The sequence below is a fragment of the Variovorax sp. DXTD-1 genome (genome assembly GCF_003984625.1).
GTDB lineage: Bacteria > Pseudomonadota > Gammaproteobacteria > Burkholderiales > Burkholderiaceae_C > Variovorax.
This window is the reverse complement of record NZ_RWKH01000030.1, coordinates 1-21,702: the sequence shown is the minus strand read 5'-3', so window position 1 is coordinate 21,702 and position 21,702 is coordinate 1. Positions and strand designations below refer to the sequence as shown.

Annotated in this window: 19 protein-coding genes; 13 read left to right on the top strand and 6 right to left on the bottom strand. The window is 66.3% G+C overall.

Annotated elements, in window-relative coordinates; translation table 11 throughout:
* Window positions 1–90 precede the first annotated feature (90 nt).
* Entirely contained in the window at window positions 91–1,173 is a 1,083-nt protein-coding gene (locus EJI00_RS22850; protein ID WP_126749767.1) for a TRAP transporter substrate-binding protein, read from the top strand.
* A 100-nt stretch (window positions 1,174–1,273) separates the two neighbouring features.
* On the opposite strand, the gene EJI00_RS22845 is transcribed toward EJI00_RS22850, so the two are convergent.
* Window positions 1,274–3,088 (bottom strand): TRAP transporter large permease subunit, encoded by a 1,815-nt coding sequence (locus tag EJI00_RS22845; RefSeq protein WP_126749766.1) that lies wholly within the window; start codon window positions 3,086–3,088, stop codon window positions 1,274–1,276.
* 11 nt (window positions 3,089–3,099) lie between these two features.
* Window positions 3,100–3,699, bottom strand: a complete 600-nt coding sequence (locus tag EJI00_RS22840) for a TRAP transporter small permease subunit (protein WP_126749765.1) — start codon at window positions 3,697–3,699, stop codon at window positions 3,100–3,102.
* A 192-nt stretch (window positions 3,700–3,891) separates the two neighbouring features.
* On the opposite strand from EJI00_RS22840, the gene EJI00_RS22835 reads away from it, so the two are divergent.
* The gene (locus EJI00_RS22835; RefSeq protein ID WP_126749764.1) at window positions 3,892–5,184 is read left to right on the top strand and encodes an SUMF1/EgtB/PvdO family nonheme iron enzyme; all 1,293 of its coding nucleotides are present in this window, start codon (window positions 3,892–3,894) and stop codon (window positions 5,182–5,184) included.
* A gap of 32 nt (window positions 5,185–5,216) precedes the next feature.
* On the opposite strand, the gene EJI00_RS22830 is transcribed toward EJI00_RS22835, so the two are convergent.
* The 3 genes from EJI00_RS22830 to EJI00_RS22820 form a co-directional block, all read right to left on the bottom strand.
* Window positions 5,217–6,653: an MFS transporter gene (locus EJI00_RS22830; RefSeq protein ID WP_126749763.1), complete on the bottom strand. Its 1,437-nt coding sequence runs from the start codon at window positions 6,651–6,653 to the stop codon at window positions 5,217–5,219.
* A 34-nt stretch (window positions 6,654–6,687) separates the two neighbouring features.
* A complete protein-coding gene (locus EJI00_RS22825) occupies window positions 6,688–7,794 on the bottom strand; it encodes a substrate-binding domain-containing protein (protein WP_126749762.1) in 1,107 nt (368 codons plus the stop codon).
* Window positions 7,795–7,864: 70 nt separating this feature from the next.
* Window positions 7,865–9,220 (bottom strand): aspartate aminotransferase family protein, encoded by a 1,356-nt coding sequence (locus EJI00_RS22820; protein WP_126749761.1) that lies wholly within the window; start codon window positions 9,218–9,220, stop codon window positions 7,865–7,867.
* Between the two features lie 107 nt (window positions 9,221–9,327).
* Between EJI00_RS22820 and EJI00_RS22815 the strand changes: the two genes are divergently transcribed.
* On the top strand, window positions 9,328–10,284 hold the full coding sequence (locus EJI00_RS22815) for a LysR family transcriptional regulator (RefSeq protein WP_126749760.1): 957 nt from the start codon (window positions 9,328–9,330) through the stop codon (window positions 10,282–10,284).
* Between the two features lie 262 nt (window positions 10,285–10,546).
* On the opposite strand, the gene EJI00_RS22810 is transcribed toward EJI00_RS22815, so the two are convergent.
* Entirely contained in the window at window positions 10,547–11,332 is a 786-nt protein-coding gene (locus tag EJI00_RS22810) for a FadR/GntR family transcriptional regulator (protein ID WP_185868190.1), read from the bottom strand.
* 190 nt (window positions 11,333–11,522) lie between these two features.
* Between EJI00_RS22810 and EJI00_RS22805 the strand changes: the two genes are divergently transcribed.
* The 10 genes from EJI00_RS22805 to EJI00_RS22760 all read left to right on the top strand — a co-directional run bounded on the left by EJI00_RS22805 (window position 11,523) and on the right by EJI00_RS22760 (window position 21,432).
* Window positions 11,523–12,728: an ABC transporter substrate-binding protein gene (locus tag EJI00_RS22805; RefSeq protein ID WP_126749759.1), complete on the top strand. Its 1,206-nt coding sequence runs from the start codon at window positions 11,523–11,525 to the stop codon at window positions 12,726–12,728.
* Between the two features lie 26 nt (window positions 12,729–12,754).
* Window positions 12,755–13,615, top strand: a complete 861-nt coding sequence (locus EJI00_RS22800; protein ID WP_126749758.1) for a branched-chain amino acid ABC transporter permease — start codon at window positions 12,755–12,757, stop codon at window positions 13,613–13,615.
* A gap of 8 nt (window positions 13,616–13,623) precedes the next feature.
* Window positions 13,624–14,592, top strand: a complete 969-nt coding sequence (locus tag EJI00_RS22795; protein ID WP_126749757.1) for a branched-chain amino acid ABC transporter permease — start codon at window positions 13,624–13,626, stop codon at window positions 14,590–14,592.
* A complete protein-coding gene (locus EJI00_RS22790; RefSeq protein ID WP_126749756.1) occupies window positions 14,589–15,359 on the top strand; it encodes an ABC transporter ATP-binding protein in 771 nt (256 codons plus the stop codon). Before EJI00_RS22795 ends, EJI00_RS22790 begins: the two co-directional genes overlap by 4 nt.
* Window positions 15,360–15,534: 175 nt before the next feature.
* Window positions 15,535–16,245: an ABC transporter ATP-binding protein gene (locus tag EJI00_RS22785; RefSeq protein ID WP_126749755.1), complete on the top strand. Its 711-nt coding sequence runs from the start codon at window positions 15,535–15,537 to the stop codon at window positions 16,243–16,245.
* A gap of 34 nt (window positions 16,246–16,279) precedes the next feature.
* Window positions 16,280–17,536, top strand: coding sequence for a Zn-dependent hydrolase (locus tag EJI00_RS22780; RefSeq protein ID WP_126749754.1), 1,257 nt, complete (start codon window positions 16,280–16,282; stop codon window positions 17,534–17,536).
* Window positions 17,533–19,005 (top strand): M81 family metallopeptidase, encoded by a 1,473-nt coding sequence (locus EJI00_RS22775; protein WP_126749753.1) that lies wholly within the window; start codon window positions 17,533–17,535, stop codon window positions 19,003–19,005. The genes EJI00_RS22780 and EJI00_RS22775 overlap by 4 nt, the downstream gene beginning before the upstream one ends.
* 95 nt (window positions 19,006–19,100) lie before the next feature.
* Window positions 19,101–19,859 (top strand): ABC transporter permease, encoded by a 759-nt coding sequence (locus EJI00_RS22770; protein WP_126749752.1) that lies wholly within the window; start codon window positions 19,101–19,103, stop codon window positions 19,857–19,859.
* A complete protein-coding gene (locus tag EJI00_RS22765) occupies window positions 19,856–20,575 on the top strand; it encodes an ATP-binding cassette domain-containing protein (RefSeq protein WP_126749751.1) in 720 nt (239 codons plus the stop codon). The genes EJI00_RS22770 and EJI00_RS22765 overlap by 4 nt, the downstream gene beginning before the upstream one ends.
* Window positions 20,572–21,432 carry a substrate-binding domain-containing protein gene (locus tag EJI00_RS22760; protein ID WP_126749750.1) on the top strand — a complete coding sequence of 287 codons (861 nt, stop codon included), beginning with the start codon at window positions 20,572–20,574 and terminating at the stop codon, window positions 21,430–21,432. The genes EJI00_RS22765 and EJI00_RS22760 overlap by 4 nt, the downstream gene beginning before the upstream one ends.
* Window positions 21,433–21,702: the final 270 nt, after the last annotated feature.

Here is a 21,702-nt window from a genome sequence, read left to right as displayed (position 1 = left end):
CAGGTTTTTACAATCGCCACGACTTACGAAAGTCGTCGACGCGGCCACAAGCCGCGTTTCGTTTTTTCCAATGCACTCGGAGTGAATTCAATGGATCGTCGTTCCCTCATTAAAAACGCCGGCATTGCCGGCGTTCTGGCCGCCGGCATTGCGCCCGCAGTTCATGCGCAGGCCGCCGTCCGCTGGCGCCTGGCCTCCAGCTTTCCCAAGTCGCTGGACACCATCTACGGCGGCGCGGAAGTGTTTGCCAAGGCGGTCAAGGCCATGTCGGGCGGCAAGTTCGAGATCTCGGTTCACGCCGGCGGCGAGCTGATGCCTCCCTTCGGCGTGGTGGACGGCGTGCAAAACGGTTCGGTCGAGATGTGCCACACCGTGCCTTACTACTTCTACGGCAAGAACCCCGCCTTCGCGCTGGGCTCGGCCATTCCGTTCGGCCTGAACTCGCGCCAGATGAACGCGTGGATGATGCACGGCAACGGCCGCAAGCTCATGAACGAGTTCTACGCCAAGTACAACATGCTGAGCCTTGCCGGCGGCAACACGGGCTGCCAGATGGGCGGCTGGTATCGCAAGGAAATCAAGTCGCCGGCCGACTTCAAGGGCATGAAGATGCGCCTGGGCGGCGGCCTCATCGGCGACGTGATGACCAAGCTCGGCGCGGTGCCGCAAAGCATTCCCGGCGGCGAGATCTACCAGTCGCTCGAAAAGGGCACGCTGGATGCCGCCGAATGGGTCGGTCCTTACGACGACCAGAAGCTCGGCTTCAACAAGGTTGCGCCGTTCTACTACTACCCCGGCTGGTGGGAAGGCGGTCCTGAAGTGGACTTCTTCATCAACCAGAAGGCGTTCGACGGCCTCTCGGCAGAGAACAAGGCCATCGTGGAAGCCGCCGCGGCCGTCGCTTCGTCCGACATGCTCGCCAAGTACGACGCGCTGAACCCCACGGCGCTGAAGCAACTGGTGGCGTCCAAGACCAAGGTGCTGCCGTTCTCGCAGGCCGTGCTCGACGCGTCCTTCAAGGCTTCGATGGAAGTGTTCGCAGAGAACGACGCCAAGAGCCCCGAGTGGAAGAAGATCTACGCCGACCTGCGCACGTTCCAGCGCGACCAGGTGCTGTGGTTCCGCTTTGCCGAATCGGCTTTCGACAACTTCATGTCCAAGCAGAAGCTCTGATCCGCGGCTTCGGCCCGGCAAAGAAAAAGCCCGCATCGCGCGGGCTTTTTTTCGTCTGGGGCCTGCGCGGTGCGCAGGCCCTGGGGCACGGCTGAAGGGGTTACTTCTTTTCCCGCTCCATCGATTCCAGCATGGCCTTCATCGGGTCGTCCTCGGCCGCGGGAGCCGCCGCACCGCCCGCGGGCGCGGAGGCTCCGGATTCCGGTGCAGGCGCGGTGCCTGCGTCGGGCGCCGGCACTTCGGGCGCGGGAATCTCAGGCGCAGAGCCCGGCATGTTGGCTTCCATCTCGCGCATGACCTTGTCGAGGTCGTAGACCTCTTTTTCGTCCAGCCCGCTCGACACGATGCCCGGGAACGCAATGATCAGGCCCACCATCGTCAGCTGGATCAGCAGGAACGGCACGGCGCCCCAGTAGATCTGCATCGTGGTGACGGGCTCGATCATCTGGCCCGTGACGCGGTCCTTGTAGGCCTTGGTCGGCGCCACGCTGCGCAGGTAGAAGAGCGCAAAGCCGAACGGCGGATGCATGAACGAGGTCTGCATGTTCACCGCCAGCAGCACGCCGAACCAGATCAGGTCGATGCCCAGCTTGTCGGCCACCGGGGCCAGGAGCGGCACCACGATGAACGACAACTCGAAGAAGTCGAGGAAGAACGCCAGGAAGAACACCATGACGTTCACCACGATCAGGAAGCCCAGCTGGCCGCCCGGCACCTTGGCCAGCAGGTGCTCGACCCAGCGCGGTCCGTCCACGCCCTGGAACACCAGGCCGAAGATCGTTGCGCCGATCAGGATGAACACCACGAAGCACGACAGCTTGGTGGTGGTGTTGAGCGCCTGCTTGAGCAGCGACATGCTCATGCGCCCGCGCACCATGGCCATGATGAGTGCGCCAAGAGCACCCATGGCGCCGCCTTCGGTGGGCGTTGCAACGCCCAGGAAGATGGTGCCGAGCACCAGGAAGATCAGCAGCAGCGGCGGAATGAGCACGAAGGTCACGCGCTCGGCCATGCGCGAGAGCAGGCCCAGGCGCGTGACGCGGTTGATGACCGCGATGACCAGCGCCAGCAGCACGCCGGCGCACATGGAGACGACGATGGTCTCGTCGGTGGCCACGCGCGTGACTTCTTCGCCCTTCCACCAGGTGTGGATGTCGGCAATGTGCCGTGCGAACCACACCGACGCAACCACGCAGACCGCGGTGAGCACCAGCAGCGAGGGACCGCCGCTCTTGCCGTTGTCTTCGCGCAGCGTGCGTGCTTCCGGCGGCAGCGCCGGCACCCATGCCGGCTTGAACAGCGCGAGCAGGATGACGTAGAGCGCGTACATGCCCATCAGCAGGAAGCCGGGCAGGAAGGCGCCCTTGTACATGTCGCCGACGCTGCGGCCGAGCTGGTCGGCCAGGATGATCAGCACCAGCGAAGGCGGAATGATCTGCGCCAGCGTGCCCGAGGCCGCGATCACGCCCGTTGCCAGGCGCCGGTCGTAGCCGTAGCGCATCATGATCGGAAGCGAGATCAGGCCCATCGAGATCACCGATGCAGCCACCACGCCGGTGGTTGCCGCGAGCAGCGCGCCTACGAACACCACGGCCAATGCCAGGCCGCCACGAATCGGGCCGAACAGCTGGCCGATGGTCTCGAGCAGGTCTTCGGCCATGCCGCTTCGCTCGAGGATCAGCCCCATGAGCGTGAAGAAGGGGATGGCCAGCAGCGTGTCGTTCTGCATGATGCCGAAGAGCCGCAGCGGCATCGCCTGCAGCAGCGCCTCGGGCAGCAGGCCGAGTTCGATGCCGACGAAGCCGAAGAACAGGCCGCAGGCGCCAAGGCTGAAGGCAACGGGGAAACCGACCAGCAGAAAGCAGATCAGGCCCGCGAACATCAGCGGGGCGTAGTTCTGGGTAATGAATTCCATGATGTTCCGGTTCAGCTGGACTTGGTTTGCGCTTCGGCCAACCGGCGGATCGACTCGGCAAGCTCTTCTTCAGCGGTTTTTTCGCCTCGCTTGGCCGTCGGGTCTTCGATGCGGCCTTGCAGGAAGGCAATGCGCTTGATCAGCTCGGACCATCCCTGCAGCATCAGCAAACCAAAGCCGAGCGGAATCATTGCGTAGACCGGCCAGCGGATCAGGCCGCCCGCGTTGTTCGACATTTCGCCCGAGCGGTAGCCCTGCATGAAGAACGGAATGCCGTACCAGAGCACGGCCAGGCAGAACGGCGTGAGAAAGAAGACAAATCCGATGATGTCGATCCAGATCTGCCCGCGCTTGGACAGCTTTCCGGCGAGTACGTCGACCTTCACGTGCTCCTGGTTCAGCAGCGTGTAGCCCGCGGCAATCAGGAACGATGCCGCGAACAGGTACCACTGCACCTCGAGATACGCGTTGGAGCTGATGTTGAAGGCCTTGCGGACCACCGCGTTGATGGCGCTGATGACCGTGGACGCCAGGATGAGCCAGATGACGTACTTGCCGATCTGGCCGTTCAGCCAATCGACCGCGCGCGAAAATCTGAGCAGGAAATTCATGCTCTTCTCCAGAAGAATGGATGCTTGGATGCAGAAGCGGCCGGGACTCGGCCGGCAGGCGGCGGTCGGAGCTTTTGCGGACGCGCGATTTTATCGGCGCGGGAAGCCGTTTTCAGGCGGGGCCGGGCGGTGTATTCCCGTAGACGCGCCCGCCGTGCGCCACGCTGGTGCCGCGGCTCGCCATAATGAAACATGCCATCGTCGCCGCCCCTGCTGCCCACGGGCCTGCCGCACTCCATCGATTCGCCCGACATGCGGCGAGCCGGCCGCGAGCTGCTGTCGCTGGCCCTCATGGATGCGCGCAACCACACGCTTCACCTGCTGTCGCTCTACGAAGAGGCGCTGGGCTCGCCCGATCTTGCGGTGCCGCGCACCGACGACGCGAGCGTGGTGCCGCCGGTCTGGCTGGCCGGGCATATCGGCTGGTTTGCCGAATGGTGGATCGGCCGCAACACGCAGCGTGCCTTCGGCGCCGATTGCCCGGTGCGCCCGACGCGGCTGGCCGCCATCGACCCGCATGCCGACAGCTGGTGGGATCCCGCCCAGGCGACGCCGGAGCGAATCTGGTCGCCCGGCCTGCCGGACCTCGGCCAGACCAAGGCCTACCTGCTCGAGACGCTGGAAAGCACGCTCGAGCTGCTCGAGCATGCGGCCGAGACTGACCCTGGCCTGTACTTCTATCGCCTCGCGCTTTTCCATGAGGACCTGCGCGGCGAGCAGCTCATCGTGATGGCGCAGACGCTGGGGCTCTCCCTCGGCATCGAGCCGCTGCCGGTTTCGGCCACGCGCGAGCCGCTGGTGCTGCCTTCCACGCAGTGGGAGCTCGGCCTGCCCTCCAACGGCGGATTCGCCTTTGCGCAGGAGCAGGGTGTGCACCGCGTCGAGGTGCCTGAATTCGAGATCGACGCCCAGCCCGTCACCTGGAACCAGTACATCGAGTTCGTCGACGAAGGCGGCTACGACCGCGAAGAGCTCTGGCACCCCGAAGGCTGGCGCTGGCTTTCGGCGCAGATCGATGGACGCCGCGGGCCGCGGCACGTCGAGCAGATCGGCGCTGCCCGCAACGGCACCGGCGGCTCGGTGCTGCAGCACCGTTTCGGTGCAACCGTGCGTGCGGCCGGCCACCACGGCGCGGTGCACCTGAGCTGGTGGGAGGCCGATGCCTGGGCGCGCTGGGCCGGCCGGCGCATCGCAACCGAGGTCGAATGGGAGATTGCGGCGCACACCGCCGCACGGCGCGGCTTTCGTTGGGCCGACGACGTGCACGAATGGACCGCAGGCACGCTGCGGCCGTGGCCCGGCTTCAGGGCCGACCCGTGGAGCGGCGGCGGGGAGTTCGACCCGGCCCCGGCGTTCGGCCAGGCCCGCGTGCTGCGCGGTGCGTCGTTCGCGACCCGCGCACGGTTGCGCTCGCCGCGACGCCGCGGGTTTGCGCTGCCGGGTCGCGACGACGGTTTCTTTGGCTTCCGGACCTGCAGTCTGTGACTCGCTCCGAGCCCTCGCGCATCTGCGCCGCTTCAATGGCCGCCGTCACCTGACGACAGCGGCGGCGCCACTTCCTCGAGCGGCTTGCGCTCCGCATCGGCCGCATAGCGCAGCGCCAGCAGTCCCGCCACGATGACCAGCGCGGCGCCGATGAGGTAGCCCACCATCACGGCGCCCCGGCTCCCGGTTTCGATCAGCGCACCGAACAGCACCGGCGCCACGAAGCCGCCCGCGCCCATGCCGATGGCGTAGAAGATGGCGATGGCCATCGCGCGCATCTCGAGCGGGAACACTTCGCTGACCGTGAGATAGGCCGAGCTCGCCGCCGCCGAGGCCAGGAAGAACACCGCCGACCAGCACAGCGCCTGGCTGCGTGCGTCGAGCCAGCCCATCATGAAGGCCCAGCCGGTGAGTGCGAGCCCGACGCCGGCCAGCACATAGGTCAGCGCAATCATCTTGCGCCGGCCCACGCTGTCGAACAGCGGGCCCAGCAGCAGCGGCCCCAGCACGTTGCCGAGCGCGAACGGAAAGATATACAGTGCCACGTCGTCTTCGGCCACGCCGTAGAAGCGCGTGAGCACCAGCGCATAGGTGAAGAAGATCGCGTTGTAGAAGAAGGCCTGCGACACCATGAGCGCCACCGCGACCACGCTGCGTTCGCGGTAGCGGCGCAGCAGCACGTGCGCCACTTCGCGCATTGTTGGACTCCGGCGATTGCCAACGTAGGCGACGCGGCCCTGCGCTTCAGGCAGCGGCCCATGCTGCGCCCGCACTTCGGCCTCGATGGCCTCGACGATGCGCAGCGCCTCGTCGGCGCGGCCGTGCGCCATCAGCCAGCGCGGGCTTTCGGGCACGTTGCGCCGCACCAGCAAGATGGCTACGGCCAGCACCGCGCCCAGCGCAAAGCCGGCCCGCCAGCCCCATACCGGCCCGATCACGCGCGCATCGAGCAGCACCAGGCTGAGCGCGGCCCCCAGCCCTGCGCCGATCCAGAAGCTGCCGTTGATGGCCAGGTTGACGCGGCCGCGCACGCGCGCCGGAATGAGCTCGTCGATGGCCGAGTTGATGGCCGCGTATTCGCCGCCGATGCCCAGGCCCGTGATGAAGCGGCAGACCGCAAAGAAGGCAAAGTTGGGCGAGAACGCGGTGGCCAGCGTGCCCAGCGTGTAGACCATCAGCGTGACCAGGAACAGTTTCTTGCGCCCGAGCCGGTCGGTCAGACGGCCGAAGAGCAGGGCGCCGATGACCGCGCCTGCGATGTAGATGGAGCCCGACCAGCCGATTTCGCCGGCGCTGAGCCCCAGGGTGTCGGGCCGCTCGAGCACGGCACCGATCGAGCCGACCAGCGTCACCTCGAGGCCGTCGAGCACCCACGCCACGCCGAGCGCGATCACCACGCGCCAATGCCAGCGCGACCAGGGGAGGCGGTCGAGCCGGGCGGGAATATCGCTATGCACCGCAGCCGTCATGAGCGCAACCTTAACCCACGCGCCCGGCGGCCCTTCAATGCGCGTGATTCTTCTCGCGCTGGAAGGTCCACCAGGGCAGCAGCGTGCGCAGCGACTGCACCTCGCCGCTCCCCGCGGTTTCGTACCCGGGCAGCGTACCGAGCAGATGCTGCCAGCTTGCACTGCGCAGCACCGCCACCAGCGCCTGCATGGCGGGCTGTTCGAGCGCCGACTTGAGGCAGGCGAGGTGATAGCGCTCGTGCACCAGCGGCACGAAGCCGAGGCCTTCGGCGTGGGCGGCGGATTCGAGCCCGAGCCCCGCATCGGCCTGGCCGGACGCCACGGCGTGCGCCACCGCGGCATGCGAAGTTTCGCAGCGGTCGTAACCCGCGAGCGCCGCGGCATCGAGCCCGGCCTGTGCGAGCAGTTCGTCCAGCAGCACGCGCGTGCCGGTGCCGATCGTGCGGTTGACGTAGCGCGCGCGCAGCCGCGCCACATCGGCCAGCGAGCGCAGGCGCAGCGGATTGCCCGGTGCAACGAGCAACCCCTGCGTGCGCCGGGCGAAACCGATGAGCTTGTGCTGCCCGGGCTTGAGCAGCGGCTGATACGTGCGCTGGGCCAGCGACCCGCGCGGCGGATGCTCCAGCGTATGAAAGCCCGCCATCACGCAGCGGCCCTGGTTGAGCGCGCGTATCGCGTCGACGCTGCCTGTGAAATGAATGTCCAGATGCAGCTGCGCCGTGCCCGCCGCATGAGTGCGCAGCAGCGCGAGCGCATCGTCGTGGCTCGCCTGCAGGCTCAGCACATGGGTGCGGTCATCGAAGGCGAGGGCGAAGGCGCGCTCGAGTTCGGCATGCAGCGCCTCGATCTGCGGCGCGAGCCGGGCTTGCGCCTGGCGCTCGGCCCACAGCAGCTTGTCGCCGAATTCGGAGAGCTGCGCACGCTGGCCCTGCTCGCCCTGCACCAGCGGATGCCCGAGCGTCTGTTCCCAGTGCTTGAGTTCGCCCCACACGTGGCGATAAGACAGGTCGAGCGCGCGCGCCGCGGCCGAGATGGAGCCGTGCTCGCGCACCGCCTGCAGCAGCTGCATCAGCGGATTGCGGATCTGCCGCGGGCCGCTCCGGCGGGGGCGGATCGCGTAGGAAAGGTCGATCTGTTGCACGAAGACGGGCGGGGAAATGGAGGCGGGCTCATTATGCAGAGCCGTCCAATGCCTGCCTGCCTGACGTGCCTCAGGCTGTTTCGGCCAGCGCGTCGCCCAGCGCGTTGACGAGGCGGTCGATCTCGGCCTTCTCGGCGATGAAAGGCGGTGCAAGCTGGATCGTGTCGCCGCCGTAGCGCACGTAGAAGCCCTTCTTCCAGCAGTTCATCGCGATCTCGTACGGGCGGCGCGCCGGCTCGCCCGGCAGCGCGGCAATCGTCAGGCCCGCGGCCAGGCCGTAGTTGCGGATGTCGGTGACGTGCTTGCTGCCCTTGAGGCTGTGCACCGCGTTCTCGAAATGCGGAGCGAGCGTTTTCACGCGGCCGATCATGTCTTCCTTCTGGAGCACGTCGAGTGCCGCGATGCCGGCGGCGCAGGCCACCGGGTGTGCGCCGTAGGTGTAGCCGTGCGGAAACTCGAGCATGTAGTCGGGGCCGCCGGCCGCCATGAAGGTGTCGTAGATCTCCTTGCTGGCAATCACCGCGCCCAGCGGCTGTGCGCCGTTGGTCACCTGCTTGGCGATGTTCATGATGTCCGGCGTCACGCCGAAGGCTTCCGCGCCCGTGAGCGCGCCGCAGCGGCCGAAACCGGTGATCACTTCATCAAAAATCAGCAGGATGTTGTTCGCGGTGCAGATGTCGCGCAGGCGCTTCAGGTAGCCCTTGGGCGGAATCACCACGCCGGCCGAGCCCGCGAAGGGTTCGACGATCACGGCCGCGATGTTCGATGCGTCGTGCAGCGCAATCAGGTCGAGCAGGCGGTCGGCCAGTTCGGCGCCGTTCTCCGACATGCCGCGCGTGAACGCGTTGGCCGCAATCTGCGTGTGCGGCAGGTGGTCGGCTTCCACGCCTTGGCCGAAGAGCTTGCGGTTGGCCGCGATGCCGCCCACCGAAATGCCACCGAAGTTGACGCCGTGGTAGCCCTTTTCGCGGCCGATCAGGCGCGTCTTGCTGGCCAGGCCCCTGGTGCGCCAGTAGGCGCGCGCCATCTTCAGCGAGGTGTCTGCGGCTTCGGAGCCCGAGCCGGTGAAGAACACGTAGTCCAGGCCCGCGGGCGTGAGCTCCTTGATCTTGTTGGCCAGCTCGAAAGAGAGCGGGTGGCCGAACTGGAAGGCGGGCGAGTAGTCGAGCTTGGCGATCTGGCGGCTCACCGCCTCGGTGATTTCGGGGCGGCTGTGGCCGAGGCCCGAACACCAGAGGCCCGAGAGGCCATCGAAGATCTTGCGGCCGTCGCCATCGGTGAAGTAGGCGCCCTTGGCCTCCACGATCATGCGCGGATCGGCCTTGAAGTTGCGGTTGCCGGTGTAGGGCATCCAATGGGCGTCGAGCCAGGCGGCGTCGGTACGCAGGGCGGGCGTCGGTTCGATGGCGGGCGTTGCAAGGGTCATGGCGCTTCCCGCACGCGCGGGCTCCGGAAGGGTGATGAGGTGTGCCGATTGTTGGCAAGGCCTTCAGTGTGGAGAATGGCGCAATATCAATGTTCACTTGACGTTTCATGCAAGTAAAGGCCAAACCCCAAAACAGTGCCCAAGGCACGCGCAACCGCGCCGTTCTGGGGCAGCTCAGCGACATGGACTTGCGCCTGCTCAAGGTGTTCAAGAGCGTGGTCGACTGTGGCGGCATGGCGGCGGCGGAGCTGGAGCTGAACATCGGCACCTCCACCGTGAGCCGGCATGTGAAAGACCTGGAGACGCGGCTTGGGCTGGTGCTGTGCCGGCGCGGGCGGGCCGGCTTTGCGCTCACGGCAGAGGGGCAGCGGGTGTACGACGAGACGCTGCGGCTGCTGGCGTCGGTCGATGCGTTTCGCGGCAGCATCGACGACATTCACAACCGCATGGGCGGGCAGCTGGAGGTGGCGCTGTTCGACAAGACGGCCACCAACCCGAAGGCGCGCATCGGCGAGGCCATTGCCCGCTTCACCGAGATTGCGCCAGAGGTGAACCTGGCGGTGCATGTAGGTTCGATCAACGCCATTGAGCAGGGCGTGCTGGAGGGCAATTTCCAGATCGGCATCATCCCGGCGCACCGCGCGTCGAAAAGCCTGGTGTACGCCGACCTGTTCGACGAGACGATGCTGCTTTATTGCGGCAAGGGACATCCGCTTTTCGAGAGCAACAACGCAAAGCTCACATGGGCCAAGCTGCGGGAGCACCACTTCGCAGGACTGGGCTACCACTCGCCCAATATGGAACTGAGCCACCGCGCCAAGCTCTCGCGCAAGGCGACAGGCTTCGACCAGGAGGCGATTGCGACGCTCATTCTTTCGGGGCAATTTCTCGGTTTCTTGCCAGACCACTATGCGCAGGTGTTCGAGGAGCGGGGGCTCATGAAGCCGGTGCTGCCAGCACGGTTCAACTACGCGTGCGGGTTCGTGAGTTTGCTGCGGCGGTCGCCCAAGCCGTCGCGGGCTGTGTTGGCGTTTCAAGCGTGTCTGGAGAAGGCGCACGCCTGAATTCTGGGCGGCGCACCCGCCGACGGGGTACCTTTCTCCGCGAATGTCCCCCGGCCTGCGGCCTCCTCCTTTATTTCGCTGCGCAAGGCACCCCGCCAGCGGGCGCGTTGCACAGAGCGGTGGTTGAACAGCGGCACACCCAGAGCGTGCCCAAGTGCACAGGGCATCGGGTGCTCCGCGCAGCGAAATAAAGGAGGAGGGGCGCAGCCCCGGGGGACATTCGCGGAGGGGAGTACCCGGTGGCCTTTGCACACGCCCTGAATCAACGCTGCCCACTAGGCAGCAGCAAATGCTTGGCCCCGATATGCGCCTCCATCTCATGCATGTGCGCCTCGGCATCGACCATGTGCTCGGCCATCAGCCGGCGCACCTCATCCGCGTCTTCCCGGCGGTAGGCCGACAGCAACTGCGTGTGGTAGTCGACATTGGCCTCGCCAAAGTGGTGATGGTCCAGTGCCTTCTTGTAGACCACCAGGTCGCGCAGCAAGTCATTCAGGAAGCGGCACATGAATGAGAGCACCGGATTGGGGCAGGCCTCCGCCAGCATTGTGTGAAACGCGAGCTCGGCCTCGCGCTGCGTGCGCAGTTCATCTTCGTTGGTGGGCTCCAGCGTGCAAAGGCGCACATTCGCTTCCAGCCGTTCGAAATGTTCGGGCGTCAGTTTGCCGATCACGCTCACCGCCAACTCGGGCTCCAGCACCTTGCGCAACTGGTAGATGTGGTGGCCGTCCAGGTGATGAAAGTGCAGAAAGTTGCGTAGCGGCTCCGACGCATGGTCGACCGACACCTGCTGCAGATATGCCCCGCCGCCCGGCCCCGTGCGGATGGAGATCAGCCCGCGCACTTCCAGCGCCTTCAACGCTTCGCGCACCGTGCTCTTCGAATAGCCGAAGAGCTCGATCAGCTCCTTCTCATTCGGCAGCCGGTCGCCCGGCTGCTTGCGCTCGGCAACGATCCAGCGCTTGACGTCCTCGACGATGACGTCGGAGAGCTTTTGCCGCTTCGGGCGGTTCTGCCCGAATGCCATGGCGTCCTGCGTCGATTTCATGCGTAGCGAGTCATTTTCGAGAGTGATGAGGATCTGGAGCAGGTATAGGGCCCGGACCTTCTCCGAATTTTGGCACGGCCATTGCTAGCGGGTTTTTACCAGCATATTAATCCTATTTATCCGCTTAAATTTGCAGCCGACCTGAGGCCGCACCTTCTCTTACCTCCCCAAACCACGTCCGGAGAATTTCATGCAACGCAGACACCTTCTTCAGCTGGCAGCCCTGTCGGCCGCTCCCGCCTCGCTCCTGGCCGGCCGCGCCGCCTTCGCCCAGTCGGCCGAGGCCATCCGCTTCGGCTGCCCGGTTCCCATGTCGGGCGCCTTTGCGGCCAACGGCAAGTTCGCCGACCTCGGCATGAAGCTGGCCATCGAGCAATACGGCAGCGTGCTCAAGCGCCCGCTGGCCTACACCGTGCTCGACACCGAAGGCAAGCCGGCCACCGCGGTGCGCAAGGTGCAGGAAGCCTCGCAGCAGCAAGGCGCCAAGTTCTTCGCAGGCGGCATCCTGTCGTCTGAAGCGCTGGCCATGGGCAAGGAGGCCGAGAAGGCCGGCGGCGTGTTCATCACCACCGCCGGCGCCGACGAGATCACCGGCAAGGACTGCAACCCCGCCACCTTCCGCTGGTCGGTGCCCACCTTCGGCGCCATCGAGCAGACGGTGCGCCCGCTGATCGCCTCTAGCCCCAAGGCCAAGCGCTGGTACACGATCACGCCGCAGTACGTGTTCGGCGAAGGCCTGCTCGGTGCGGCCAAGAACATCTTCCAGGAGAAGGGCATCGAGCACGTGGGCAACAGCTACCACTCGCTCAACGAGAAAGAGTTCAGCGGCTACCTCACCAACGCGATGGCCGCCAAGCCCGACGTGCTGCTGCTGTTGAACTTCGGCGCGCAATCGTCGGCCGCGCTGCGCCAGGCGGTGAGCTTCGGCATGCACAAGAACATGACGATCCTCATTGCATGGGCGTCGGGCCTGGAGCAGTTCGACGAACTCGGCGCCGACCTGTGCGACGGCGTCTACTTCGGCGCGCAGTACTGGCACACGGCCGACACCACCCTCAACAAGGACCTGGTGAAGCTCACGGCCGACAAGCTCAAGATCGTGCCCAACTACAGCCTCGCGGGCTCGTATGTCTGCACCAAGATCCTCATCGACGGCATCGTGAAAGCCGGCACCGTGGACCAGAAGGCCGTGATTGCCGCGCTGGAAGGCATGAAGTACGAAGGGCTCACCGGCACCGAAGAAATCCGCAAGGCCGACCACCAGGTCATCAAGGACTACTACCTGCTCAAGGGCAAGGCCAAGTCGAAGATGAAGAACCCGGCCGACTATGTGGACGTGGTGAGCTCGGGCAAGTCCTTCCTGCCCGTCGACAAGACCGGCTGCAAGCTGGCCTGAGGCGGCAAAAGGACACCGACGCGCCCATGACCGTCTACCTGCTCCAGACCATCAACGGAATCGGCATCGGCATGCTGTATTTCCTGCTGGCCGTTGGCTTGTCCATCGTGTTCGGCCTGCTGCGCTTCGTGAATTTTGCGCACGGGGCTTTCTATCTGCTGGGCGCGTACCTGTGCTTCCAGGCCATGCAGTGGGGGCTCGACTTCTGGGCCGCGCTGGTGCTGGTGCCGTTGTTCGTCGGCGCGCTCGGCTGGCTGGCCGAGAAACTGCTGCTGCGCCGTGTGTACGCCAAGCCACATGAATTCCACATTCTCGTGACCGTGGGCCTTGCGCTGGCGGTACAGGAAATAGTCATCGTTTTCTGGGGACCGCTCGGCAACAGCGTGCCGACGCCCGACCTGCTGCAGGGCGTGGTGATGTGGGGCAGCTTCATCTATCCCAAGTACCGGTTGTTCGTGATCGGCTTCACCGCCGTGCTGGCGGTGCTGCTGTGGTGGGTGCTCGAAGGCACGCGCCTGGGCAGCGCGGTGCGCGCGGGCAGCGAATCGACCGAGATGGTGTCGCTGCTCGGCATCAACGTGTTCCGCGTGTTCAGCCTGGTGTTCGCCTTGGGGGCGGCCACCGCGGCGCTGGCGGGCGTGCTGGCCGCGCCGATCCGCGGTGCGGAGCCCTTCATGGGCGTGGAGGCGCTCAGTGTCGCCTTCGTGGTGGTGGTGATTGGCGGGCTCGGCAGCTTCGGCGGAGCACTCGTCGGCGGCTTGCTGATCGGCATCGTGCAAAGCCTGATGAGCACCATCTGGCCGCCGGGGGCGAGCCTGATGATCTACGTTGCAATGGGAGCAGTGCTGCTGCTGCGCCCGCATGGCCTGCTCGGCCGCAGAGGATGAACATCGCCATGCCGAGAAAAATCACTTTCCTCCTGGCGCTGATCGTCGCGCTGGGCCTTCCGCTGGTGCTGCGCTCGGGTTCGCTCGCGAGCGAGGTGCTCATTTATGCGCTTGCCGCGCTGGGCTGCAACCTGCTGCTGGGCTACACGGGCCTGCTCTCGTTCGGGCAAGGCATCTTCTTCGGGCTGGGCAGCTACACCATCGCCATTCTTCTCACGCGGCTGCAACTTCCGATGCCGCTCGCGCTGCTGGCCGCCATCGCCATGGGGGCGCTCGGCGCGGCGGTGGTCGGCTGGGTGGCCATCCGCCAGCGCGGCACCTACTTCGTGATGCTCACGCTGGCCTTTGCGCAGATGTTCTACTTCGTGGCGTACACCGCTTCGGGGCTCACGGGCGGCGACAACGGGCTGCTCGACGTGCCGCGCCCCGCCTTCATGGACACGCCCTGGAAGTACTACGCCTTCGTGGCGGTGGTGTTCCTCATCGCCTTCGGCCTGCTGCTGCGCGTGACCGACTCGGTGTTCGGCCGCACGCTGCTCGCCATTCGCGACAACGAGGACCGCGCTGCCGCGGTGGGCTACGACCTGAAGCGCTTCAAGCTGCTGGCCTTCGTGATCTCGGGGGCCGTCACAGGCCTGGCGGGCGGGCTGCACGCGATGATGACCGGCATCGCGCCGCTGTCGAACGCCGAGTACCACACGAGCGAAATGATCCTGGTTATTACCGTGATCGGCGGAACCGGCAACCTGTTCGCTTCGGTGCTGGGCTCCGCCTTCTACGTGCTGCTGGCCGACTGGCTGTCCACGCTGTGGCCGCGATGGTTGTTGTTGCTGGGGCTCTTGCTGATCGGCGTGAGCATCGGCATGCAGCGCGGCCTCTGGGGCCTGGGTGAGAGTGCATGGCGCCGCGTGTTCCGCAAGGGGCCAATCGCAAAGGACGCATCGCACGCGCCAGCAACGCAGGGAGAAAAGGCATGAGCGAACCGGTACTCATCGAAGCCATCGGCGTCACCAAGCACTACGGCAAGTTCGCCGCGCTCGGCGGGGTCGACCTGAAGATCAAGCGCAACACCGTGCACTCGGTGATCGGCCCGAACGGCGCCGGCAAGACCACGCTGTTCCACATGCTCACGGGCACCGGCACAACAACCGGCGGGCGCATCCTTTTCGACGGCCACGACGTGACGCGCGAGCCCGATTACAAGCGCGTGCAGCGCGGCATGGCGCGTTCTTTTCAGGTGACCAGCTTGTTTGCGAGCTTGCCTGTGCGCGAGAACCTGCGCGTCGCGGCGCAAGGCATAGCGCCGCGCCAGGCCATGAACTGCTGGCGCGCGCCGGTCGGCGAGCGCGCCTGTGCCGAAACGGTGGCCGAGGTGCTGGAGCGCGTGGGCCTGGAGCGGCTGGCCGACGTGCCCGCCAGCGAGCTCTCGCATGGCCAGCAGCGCCGCCTCGAAGTGGGCATGGCGCTCGCCGCGAAGCCTAAAGCCATCTTCCTCGACGAGCCGACCTCGGGCATGGGCATCGACGACCTGGACGACATGAAGCGACTGATCCGCGGCCTGCGCGACGCGCATACCGTGGTGCTCATCGAGCACAACATGAACATCGTGATGGACATTTCCGACACCGTGACAGTGATGCAGCTGGGCCGCGTACTGGCCGAAGGGCTGCCGGGCGACATCCGGGCCGATGCGCGCGTGCGCACGGCTTACCTGGGCAACATGATCACCGGGGGCAAGGCATGAGGAGCACTGTTTCTTTCTCCCTCTCCCCTCGGGGAGAGGGCAGGGGTGAGGGCCGTGGCCTTCGCACATGCACCGCTTTTGCCATCGCCGCTGGCCCTCACCCCAGCCCTCTCCCCGAGGGGAGAGGGGGCAACAGCCGGGCCATGGCCGGCTCTCAGAGAACGGAGGCGCCCCGATGAGCGCGAACATCCTCGAAGTTGACGGCCTGCACGCGCACTACGGCAAGAGCCACGTGCTGCAAGGCGTGTCGATGACAGTGGGCGAGGCCGAACTGGTCACGCTGCTGGGCCGCAACGGCGCGGGCAAGTCGACCACGCTCAAGAGCATTGCCGGCGCGGTCACGCCCACCAGCGGCCGCGTGCGCTTTCAAGGTGCGGACATCGCGGGGATGCCGCCGCACCGCATTGCGACGCGCGGCGTGTGCCTGGTGCCCGAGCACCGCGGCGTCTTCAAGCTGCTGACCGTCGAAGAAAACCTGCTGCTCGGCCAGCGGCGCGACTCGCCCTGGCAGCTGGACGACATCTACCGCATCTTTCCGCGCCTGAAAGAGAGGCGCCGCAACGGCGGCGGCCAGCTTTCGGGCGGCGAACAGCAGATGCTGGCCATCGGCCGCGCGCTGATGAACCACCCGCGGCTTCTGATTCTCGATGAGCCCGTGGAAGGCCTTGCGCCAGTCATCGTGGAGGAAATCGTCGCGCAGCTCAAGCTCATCAAGGCGGCCGGCGTGGCCATCCTGCTGGTCGAGCAGAACCTGGAAGTGTGCGTACAACTGGCCGATCGCCACTACATCCTGGAACAGGGTGTGATCGTGCACGAGGCCGGCAATGCCACCTTCATGGCCGACCACGATGTGAAAGACCGCTATCTGGGCGTGGGCCTTGCTTGAGGCTTCGCGCATTCCTTCTTTCTTTTGCAAAGCCATGAACTCACAAACCCAACTCCGCATCAACGGCGAGCGCCTCTGGGGCTCGCTGATGGAACTGGCGAAGCTCGGCGCGACCGAGAAGGGCGGCGTCTGCCGCATTGCACTGACCGACCTCGATCGCCAGGGCCGCGATCTCTTTACCCGCTGGGCGCGTGAAGCCGGCTGCGAGGTGCGCGTGGACCAGATCGGCAACATCTTTGCGCGCCGCGCCGGCCGCGACAACACACTGCCCCCGGTGGTCACGGGCAGCCATATCGACACCCAGCCCACGGGCGGAAAATTCGACGGCAACTATGGCGTGCTGGCCGGGCTGGAGGTGATCCGCAGCCTGAACGACGCCAACATCGTCACCGAGGCGCCGCTGGAAATCGCCGTATGGACCAACGAGGAAGGCTCGCGCTTCGTGCCCGTGATGATGGGCTCGGGCGTGTTCGTGGATGCCTTCACGCTCGAGCACGCGCTGGCGCAGCGCGACACTGAGGGCATCAGCGTGGCCGAAGCGCTCGCTTCGATCGGCTATGCAGGCACCGCGCCGGCTTCGGCCGCGGCTTCGCCGGTGGGCGCGTATTTCGAGGCGCACATCGAACAAGGGCCGGTGCTCGAGGCGAACGAACGCGTCATCGGCGTGGTCGAGGGCGCACTGGGCCAACGCTGGTACGACGTGGTGGTGCAGGGCATGGAAGCCCACGCCGGTCCCACGCCCATGGAGCTGCGCAAGGACGCACTGCTCGCGGCTTCCGAGCTGGTGATCGAGGTCAACCGCATCGCACTGGCCCATGCCCCGCACGCGCGCGGCACGGTGGGCTGGATCGACAACTATCCGAACTCGCGCAACGTGATTCCGGGCCGCGTGAAGCTCAGCGTCGACCTGCGCGCGGCGGACGACGTGGTGCTTTCGGCCATGGACGCCGAACTGAAGGAGGCCGTGCAGCGCATCGCCGCCAAGGGCAAGGTCGAGGCCACGGTGGAGCAGGTCGTCTACTTTCCGCCGCAGCCCTTCACGCCTACGCTGGTGTCGGCCATTCGGGAGGCGGCGCAGGCGCAGGGCATGACCTGGATGAACGTGATCAGCGGTGCGGGGCACGACGCTGTGTACCTGGCGCGCGTGTGCCCCACGGCAATGATCTTCGTGCCGTGCCTCGACGGCATCAGCCACAACGAGATCGAGGATGCGCAGCCCGACCATCTCGAGGCCGGCTGCAATGTGCTGCTGCAGGCCATGCTGCAAAGCGCCGGAGTGGCGTCGCAATGAAGGTGCTGATTGCAAGGCTCAACCACGAGACCAATACTTTCTCGCCGGTGCCCACGCCACTGGCTACCTTCGGGCCCGACGGCCCCACGTTCGGCGAGCAGGCCTACAGGGACAACAAGGGCATGCGCACTGCCATGTCGGCCTTCATCGACCTGGCCGAGCAGGCGGGTGCGACGATGGTCACGCCGGTGTCGGCCTCGGCCAATCCGAGCGGGCCGGTCGATGCGCAGGCCTACACCACACTCACGCAGTGCATCGTCGATGCGGCGCCGGGCTGCGACGCCATCCTGCTCGACCTGCACGGCGCCATGGTGGCGCAGAACAGCGCCGATGGGGAGGGCGACCTGCTGGTGCGCCTGCGCGCCGCGGCACCCGGTGTTCCCATCGGCGTGGCGCTCGACCTGCACGCCAACGTCACGCCCGCGATGGTCGGCAACGCGGACGTGATCGTCGGCTTCAAGACCTATCCGCACATCGACATGTACGAGACCGGCGAGCATGCCGGCCGCCTCCTGTTTGACCTGCTCGCGGGGCGCAGCAAGCCCGCGATGCGGTGGCATCCGTTGCCCCTGATGGCGCACACATTGCGCAGTGCGTCGTTCACCGGCGCGATGCAGCGGGCCATCGAGGCGGCGCGCGAAGCCGAAAAATCGGAATCGCTCGCGGTGTCGATTTTTGCCGGCTTTTCGCTGTCGGACATCGAGGCGCCCTGCATGAGCGTGGTGGCGGTCGACGCGCAATCGCCCGAGCGTGCGCAGGCCACGGCCGACCGCATTGCCAGGCAGATGTGGGAAAAGCGCGAGGCGTTTGTCTACCGCAGCGAGCCGCTGGCCGAATCGGTGGCGCGTGCCAAGGCCATCGCCCAAGGCGCGACGCGGCCTGTGCTGCTGCTCGACCATGGCGACAACTGCATGTCGGGCGGCAGCTGCGACACCATGGACGTGCTGCAGGAAGCGCTGGCGCAGGGGCTCGACGGCATCGGCGTGGGCCCGCTGTGCGACCCGCAAGCGGTGGCCGAGCTGATTGCGGCGGGCGAGGGCGCCGAGGTGACGGTGGCGCTGGGCAACAAGGTGTCGCTGGAAGGCATCGGCCTGTCGAAGAAGCCCGTCATGCTGACCGGCATGGTGCGCACTGTCAGCAACGGCGAGTACGTGATCATCGGCCCCACCTACACCGGCCAGCGCAGCAGCATGGGCCGCACGGTGCTGTTCGACATCGGCACGGCGCGCATCGTGGTGACCGAGCGCACGCAGGAGCCCTGGGACATCGGCGTTTTCGAGTGCGCGGGGCTCGACCCGCGCAAGGAACGCTTTCTGCTGCTCAAGTCGCGCATGTACTGCCGGCCGGTGTTCGAGCCGATCTCGGCCGCGCTGGTCGAGTGCGACAGCCCGGGCGTGACCAGTTCGGACTACAGCCTGTTCCCGTTTTCCAAAGTGCGCCGGCCGGTGTTTCCGCTCGACGCGATCTGAGCGAATGGGGTACCCGGCTACCTATGCAAAAAATTGCATAGGTAATTGGAGGTACACCCCGATACTGCGGCGCTTCCACCCATGAAGCCCATCGCGTGAACACCTTTGCACAGAGCGCCGTCGCGGCTTGGCAGCTGCTCGTCTCGGGCGATCCGGTGCTGCTGGCCATCGTCGGGCGCTCTCTCGCGGTCAGCGCCAGTGCGTGCGCGCTGGCCTGCGGGTTCGGCCTGTTGCTCGGGGCATGGCTCGGCGTGGCGCGCTTTCGCGGCCGGGCCGCGCTGCTCACGGTGCTGAACACGCTGCTGGCATTGCCATCGGTGGTGGTCGGACTGGTGATCTACCTGCTGCTGTCGCGCTCCGGCCCGCTCGGATTCCTGGGTTGGCTGTTTTCATTCAAGGCCATGGTGCTGGCGCAGACGGTGCTGGTGCTGCCGGTGGTCACGGCGCTCACGCGCCAGACCATCGAGGACGCCGAGCGCGCGCACGGCGAGCAGCTGCGCTCGCTGGGCGCCAGGCCGCTGGTGCGGGCGCTGCTCCTGGTGTGGGACGAACGGTATGCCTTGCTCACCGTGCTCATCGCCGCCTTCGGGCGCGCCGTCTCTGAAGTGGGCGCGGTGATGGTGGTGGGCGGCAACATCGACGGCTTCACGCGCGTGATGACCACCGCCATTGCGCTCGAAACCAGCAAGGGCGACCTGCCGCTGGCGCTGGCCCTCGGCATCGTATTGCTGGGTGTGGTGCTGGTGCTCAACCTGGCCATCGCCGCAGTCCGCGGCTGGCGCGAACGGGTCGACGGCGGGGGAGGCGAAGGCGGCGGCATGGCGGCCTGGTGGCGGCCGGAGGCGCGTCCGTGAACGAACACGTGCAGCTCGCGAGTGTCGACACCACCGTCTTTGCGCTGTACGGGGTCGACGTCCGGCTGGGGCGCGTGGCGGCCTTGCAAGGCGCCACCTTGACCATCGCGGCGGGCGAGCGCGTGGCGCTCATCGGCGCCAACGGCAGCGGCAAGACCACGCTGCTGCGGCTGCTGCACGGCCTGGTGCCGCATGCGGCCGGGAGCTTCACCAGCGCCGCGCCGCGCCGCCACCAAGCCATGCTGTTCCAGCGCCCGCATATGCTGCGCGCGTCGGTGGTGGTCAACGTGGCGATGGCGCTGTGGCTGCGCGGCACGCGCTGGCGTGATGCGCGCCGAGCTGCTCTTCCTGCGCTGGCGCGCGTGGGGCTGGAAGACCTGGCCGACCGCAACGCACGCGCCTTGTCGGGCGGCCAACAGCAGCGGGTGGCACTGGCGCGCGCGTGGGCGCTGCATCCGGCGGTGCTGCTGCTCGACGAGCCCACCGCCAGCCTTGACCCCACTGCCAAGCGCGAGGTCGAAACGCTCATTGCCGAAGCCGCCGCCGGCCGCACGCTGGTGTTCGCAAGCCACAACCTCGGGCAGGTGAAGCGGCTGGCTAGCCGCGTCGTCTACCTGGAGCATGGCCGCGTGCTGGCCGATCTGTCCGTCCACGATTTCTTCCATGGGCCGCTCCCCGAAGAGGCCCGCCTGTTCGTCAAAGGAGAGTTGGCATGAATCTGTTGTTCTTCAAGCACCGCGGCAATGCGGGCATACGCGCCTCGCTGGCGGTTGCGGTTTTCTTTCTGGCCACGGGGGCCGCGCACGCCGAGACCATCACCATGGCCTCGACCACGTCGACCGAACAATCGGGCTTGTTCTCGCACCTGCTGCCGGCTTTCAAGAAGGCCAGCGACATCGACATCAAGGTGGTGGCGGTGGGTACCGGCCAGGCCATCGACATGGCCAAGCGCGGCGATGCCGACGTGCTGTTCGTGCACGACACCGCGGCCGAGGAGAAGTTCGTGGCCGAGGGCTTCAGCGCCAGGCGCTACCCCGTGATGTACAACGACTTCGTGCTGGTGGGCCCGAAGGCCGATCCGGTGGCTGCGAAGGGCGGCGATATCGTCGCCGCGCTGAAGAAAATCGCGGCCGCCAATGCGCCTTTCGTTTCGCGCGGCGACAAGAGCGGCACCGACGCGGCCGAACGCCGGCTCTGGACGCAGACCGGCGTGGCTGAAGCCGGGCAGCCGGTGCCCAACGAGCGCAAGGGCACGGGCTACAAGGAATGCGGCTGCGGCATGGGGCCGGCGCTGAACATCGCGGCCTCGTCGGGCGGCTATGTGCTCGCGGACCGCGGCACCTGGCTCAGCTTCAAGAACCGCGCCGATCTTGCGGTGCTGGTCGAGGGCGACAAGCGGCTCTTCAACCAGTACGGCGTGATGGTCGTGAGCCCCACCAAATTTCCCTCGCTCAACAGCAAGGGCGCACAGAAGTTCGTCGACTGGGTGATCTCGCCCGCAGGTCAGCAAACCATCGCGGCCTACAAGATCGGCGGCGAGCAGCTGTTCTTTCCGAACGCGCTGGCCAATTAGAGGTTCGGTCGCGACATTTGATGAGTCGGATAAATCCTGAAGCGATCCGCCTCGGATGTCCACTGTTTGCAGATGAATTCGTGGGGGCCTTTCCGAAGCGATCCGCCCGCCACCCCGGCCTTTAGCGGCTTAGGGGCAGGCGGCTTTTTTTGTTTGTTGAAGATCAGGGGCAACGAGCAAGACCTGACCTTGACCCCCGCTAACTGCTGTATTCGAGAACTGGCTTCCCGAGTGCAGCAAGGTACAAATCGCAGTTGACTCGTAGCTCTT

Bases quoted from the DNA above. Each gene is read 5' to 3' on its own strand.
- EJI00_RS22850 (WP_126749767.1), top strand. From the start codon at position 91: ATGGATCGTCGTTCCCTCATTAAAAACGCCGGCATTGCCGGCGTTCTG.
- EJI00_RS22845 (WP_126749766.1), bottom strand. From the start codon at position 3,088: ATGGAATTCATTACCCAGAACTACGCCCCGCTGATGTTCGCGGGCCTG.
- EJI00_RS22840 (WP_126749765.1), bottom strand. From the start codon at position 3,699: ATGAATTTCCTGCTCAGATTTTCGCGCGCGGTCGATTGGCTGAACGGC.
- EJI00_RS22835 (WP_126749764.1), top strand. From the start codon at position 3,892: ATGCCATCGTCGCCGCCCCTGCTGCCCACGGGCCTGCCGCACTCCATC.
- EJI00_RS22830 (WP_126749763.1), bottom strand. From the start codon at position 6,653: ATGACGGCTGCGGTGCATAGCGATATTCCCGCCCGGCTCGACCGCCTC.
- EJI00_RS22820 (WP_126749761.1), bottom strand. From the start codon at position 9,220: ATGACCCTTGCAACGCCCGCCATCGAACCGACGCCCGCCCTGCGTACC.
- EJI00_RS22815 (WP_126749760.1), top strand. From the start codon at position 9,328: ATGCAAGTAAAGGCCAAACCCCAAAACAGTGCCCAAGGCACGCGCAAC.
- EJI00_RS22810 (WP_185868190.1), bottom strand. From the start codon at position 11,332: ATGAAATCGACGCAGGACGCCATGGCATTCGGGCAGAACCGCCCGAAG.
- EJI00_RS22805 (WP_126749759.1), top strand. From the start codon at position 11,523: ATGCAACGCAGACACCTTCTTCAGCTGGCAGCCCTGTCGGCCGCTCCC.
- EJI00_RS22800 (WP_126749758.1), top strand. From the start codon at position 12,755: ATGACCGTCTACCTGCTCCAGACCATCAACGGAATCGGCATCGGCATG.
- EJI00_RS22795 (WP_126749757.1), top strand. From the start codon at position 13,624: ATGCCGAGAAAAATCACTTTCCTCCTGGCGCTGATCGTCGCGCTGGGC.
- EJI00_RS22790 (WP_126749756.1), top strand. From the start codon at position 14,589: ATGAGCGAACCGGTACTCATCGAAGCCATCGGCGTCACCAAGCACTAC.
- EJI00_RS22785 (WP_126749755.1), top strand. From the start codon at position 15,535: ATGAGCGCGAACATCCTCGAAGTTGACGGCCTGCACGCGCACTACGGC.
- EJI00_RS22780 (WP_126749754.1), top strand. From the start codon at position 16,280: ATGAACTCACAAACCCAACTCCGCATCAACGGCGAGCGCCTCTGGGGC.
- EJI00_RS22775 (WP_126749753.1), top strand. From the start codon at position 17,533: ATGAAGGTGCTGATTGCAAGGCTCAACCACGAGACCAATACTTTCTCG.
- EJI00_RS22760 (WP_126749750.1), top strand. From the start codon at position 20,572: ATGAATCTGTTGTTCTTCAAGCACCGCGGCAATGCGGGCATACGCGCC.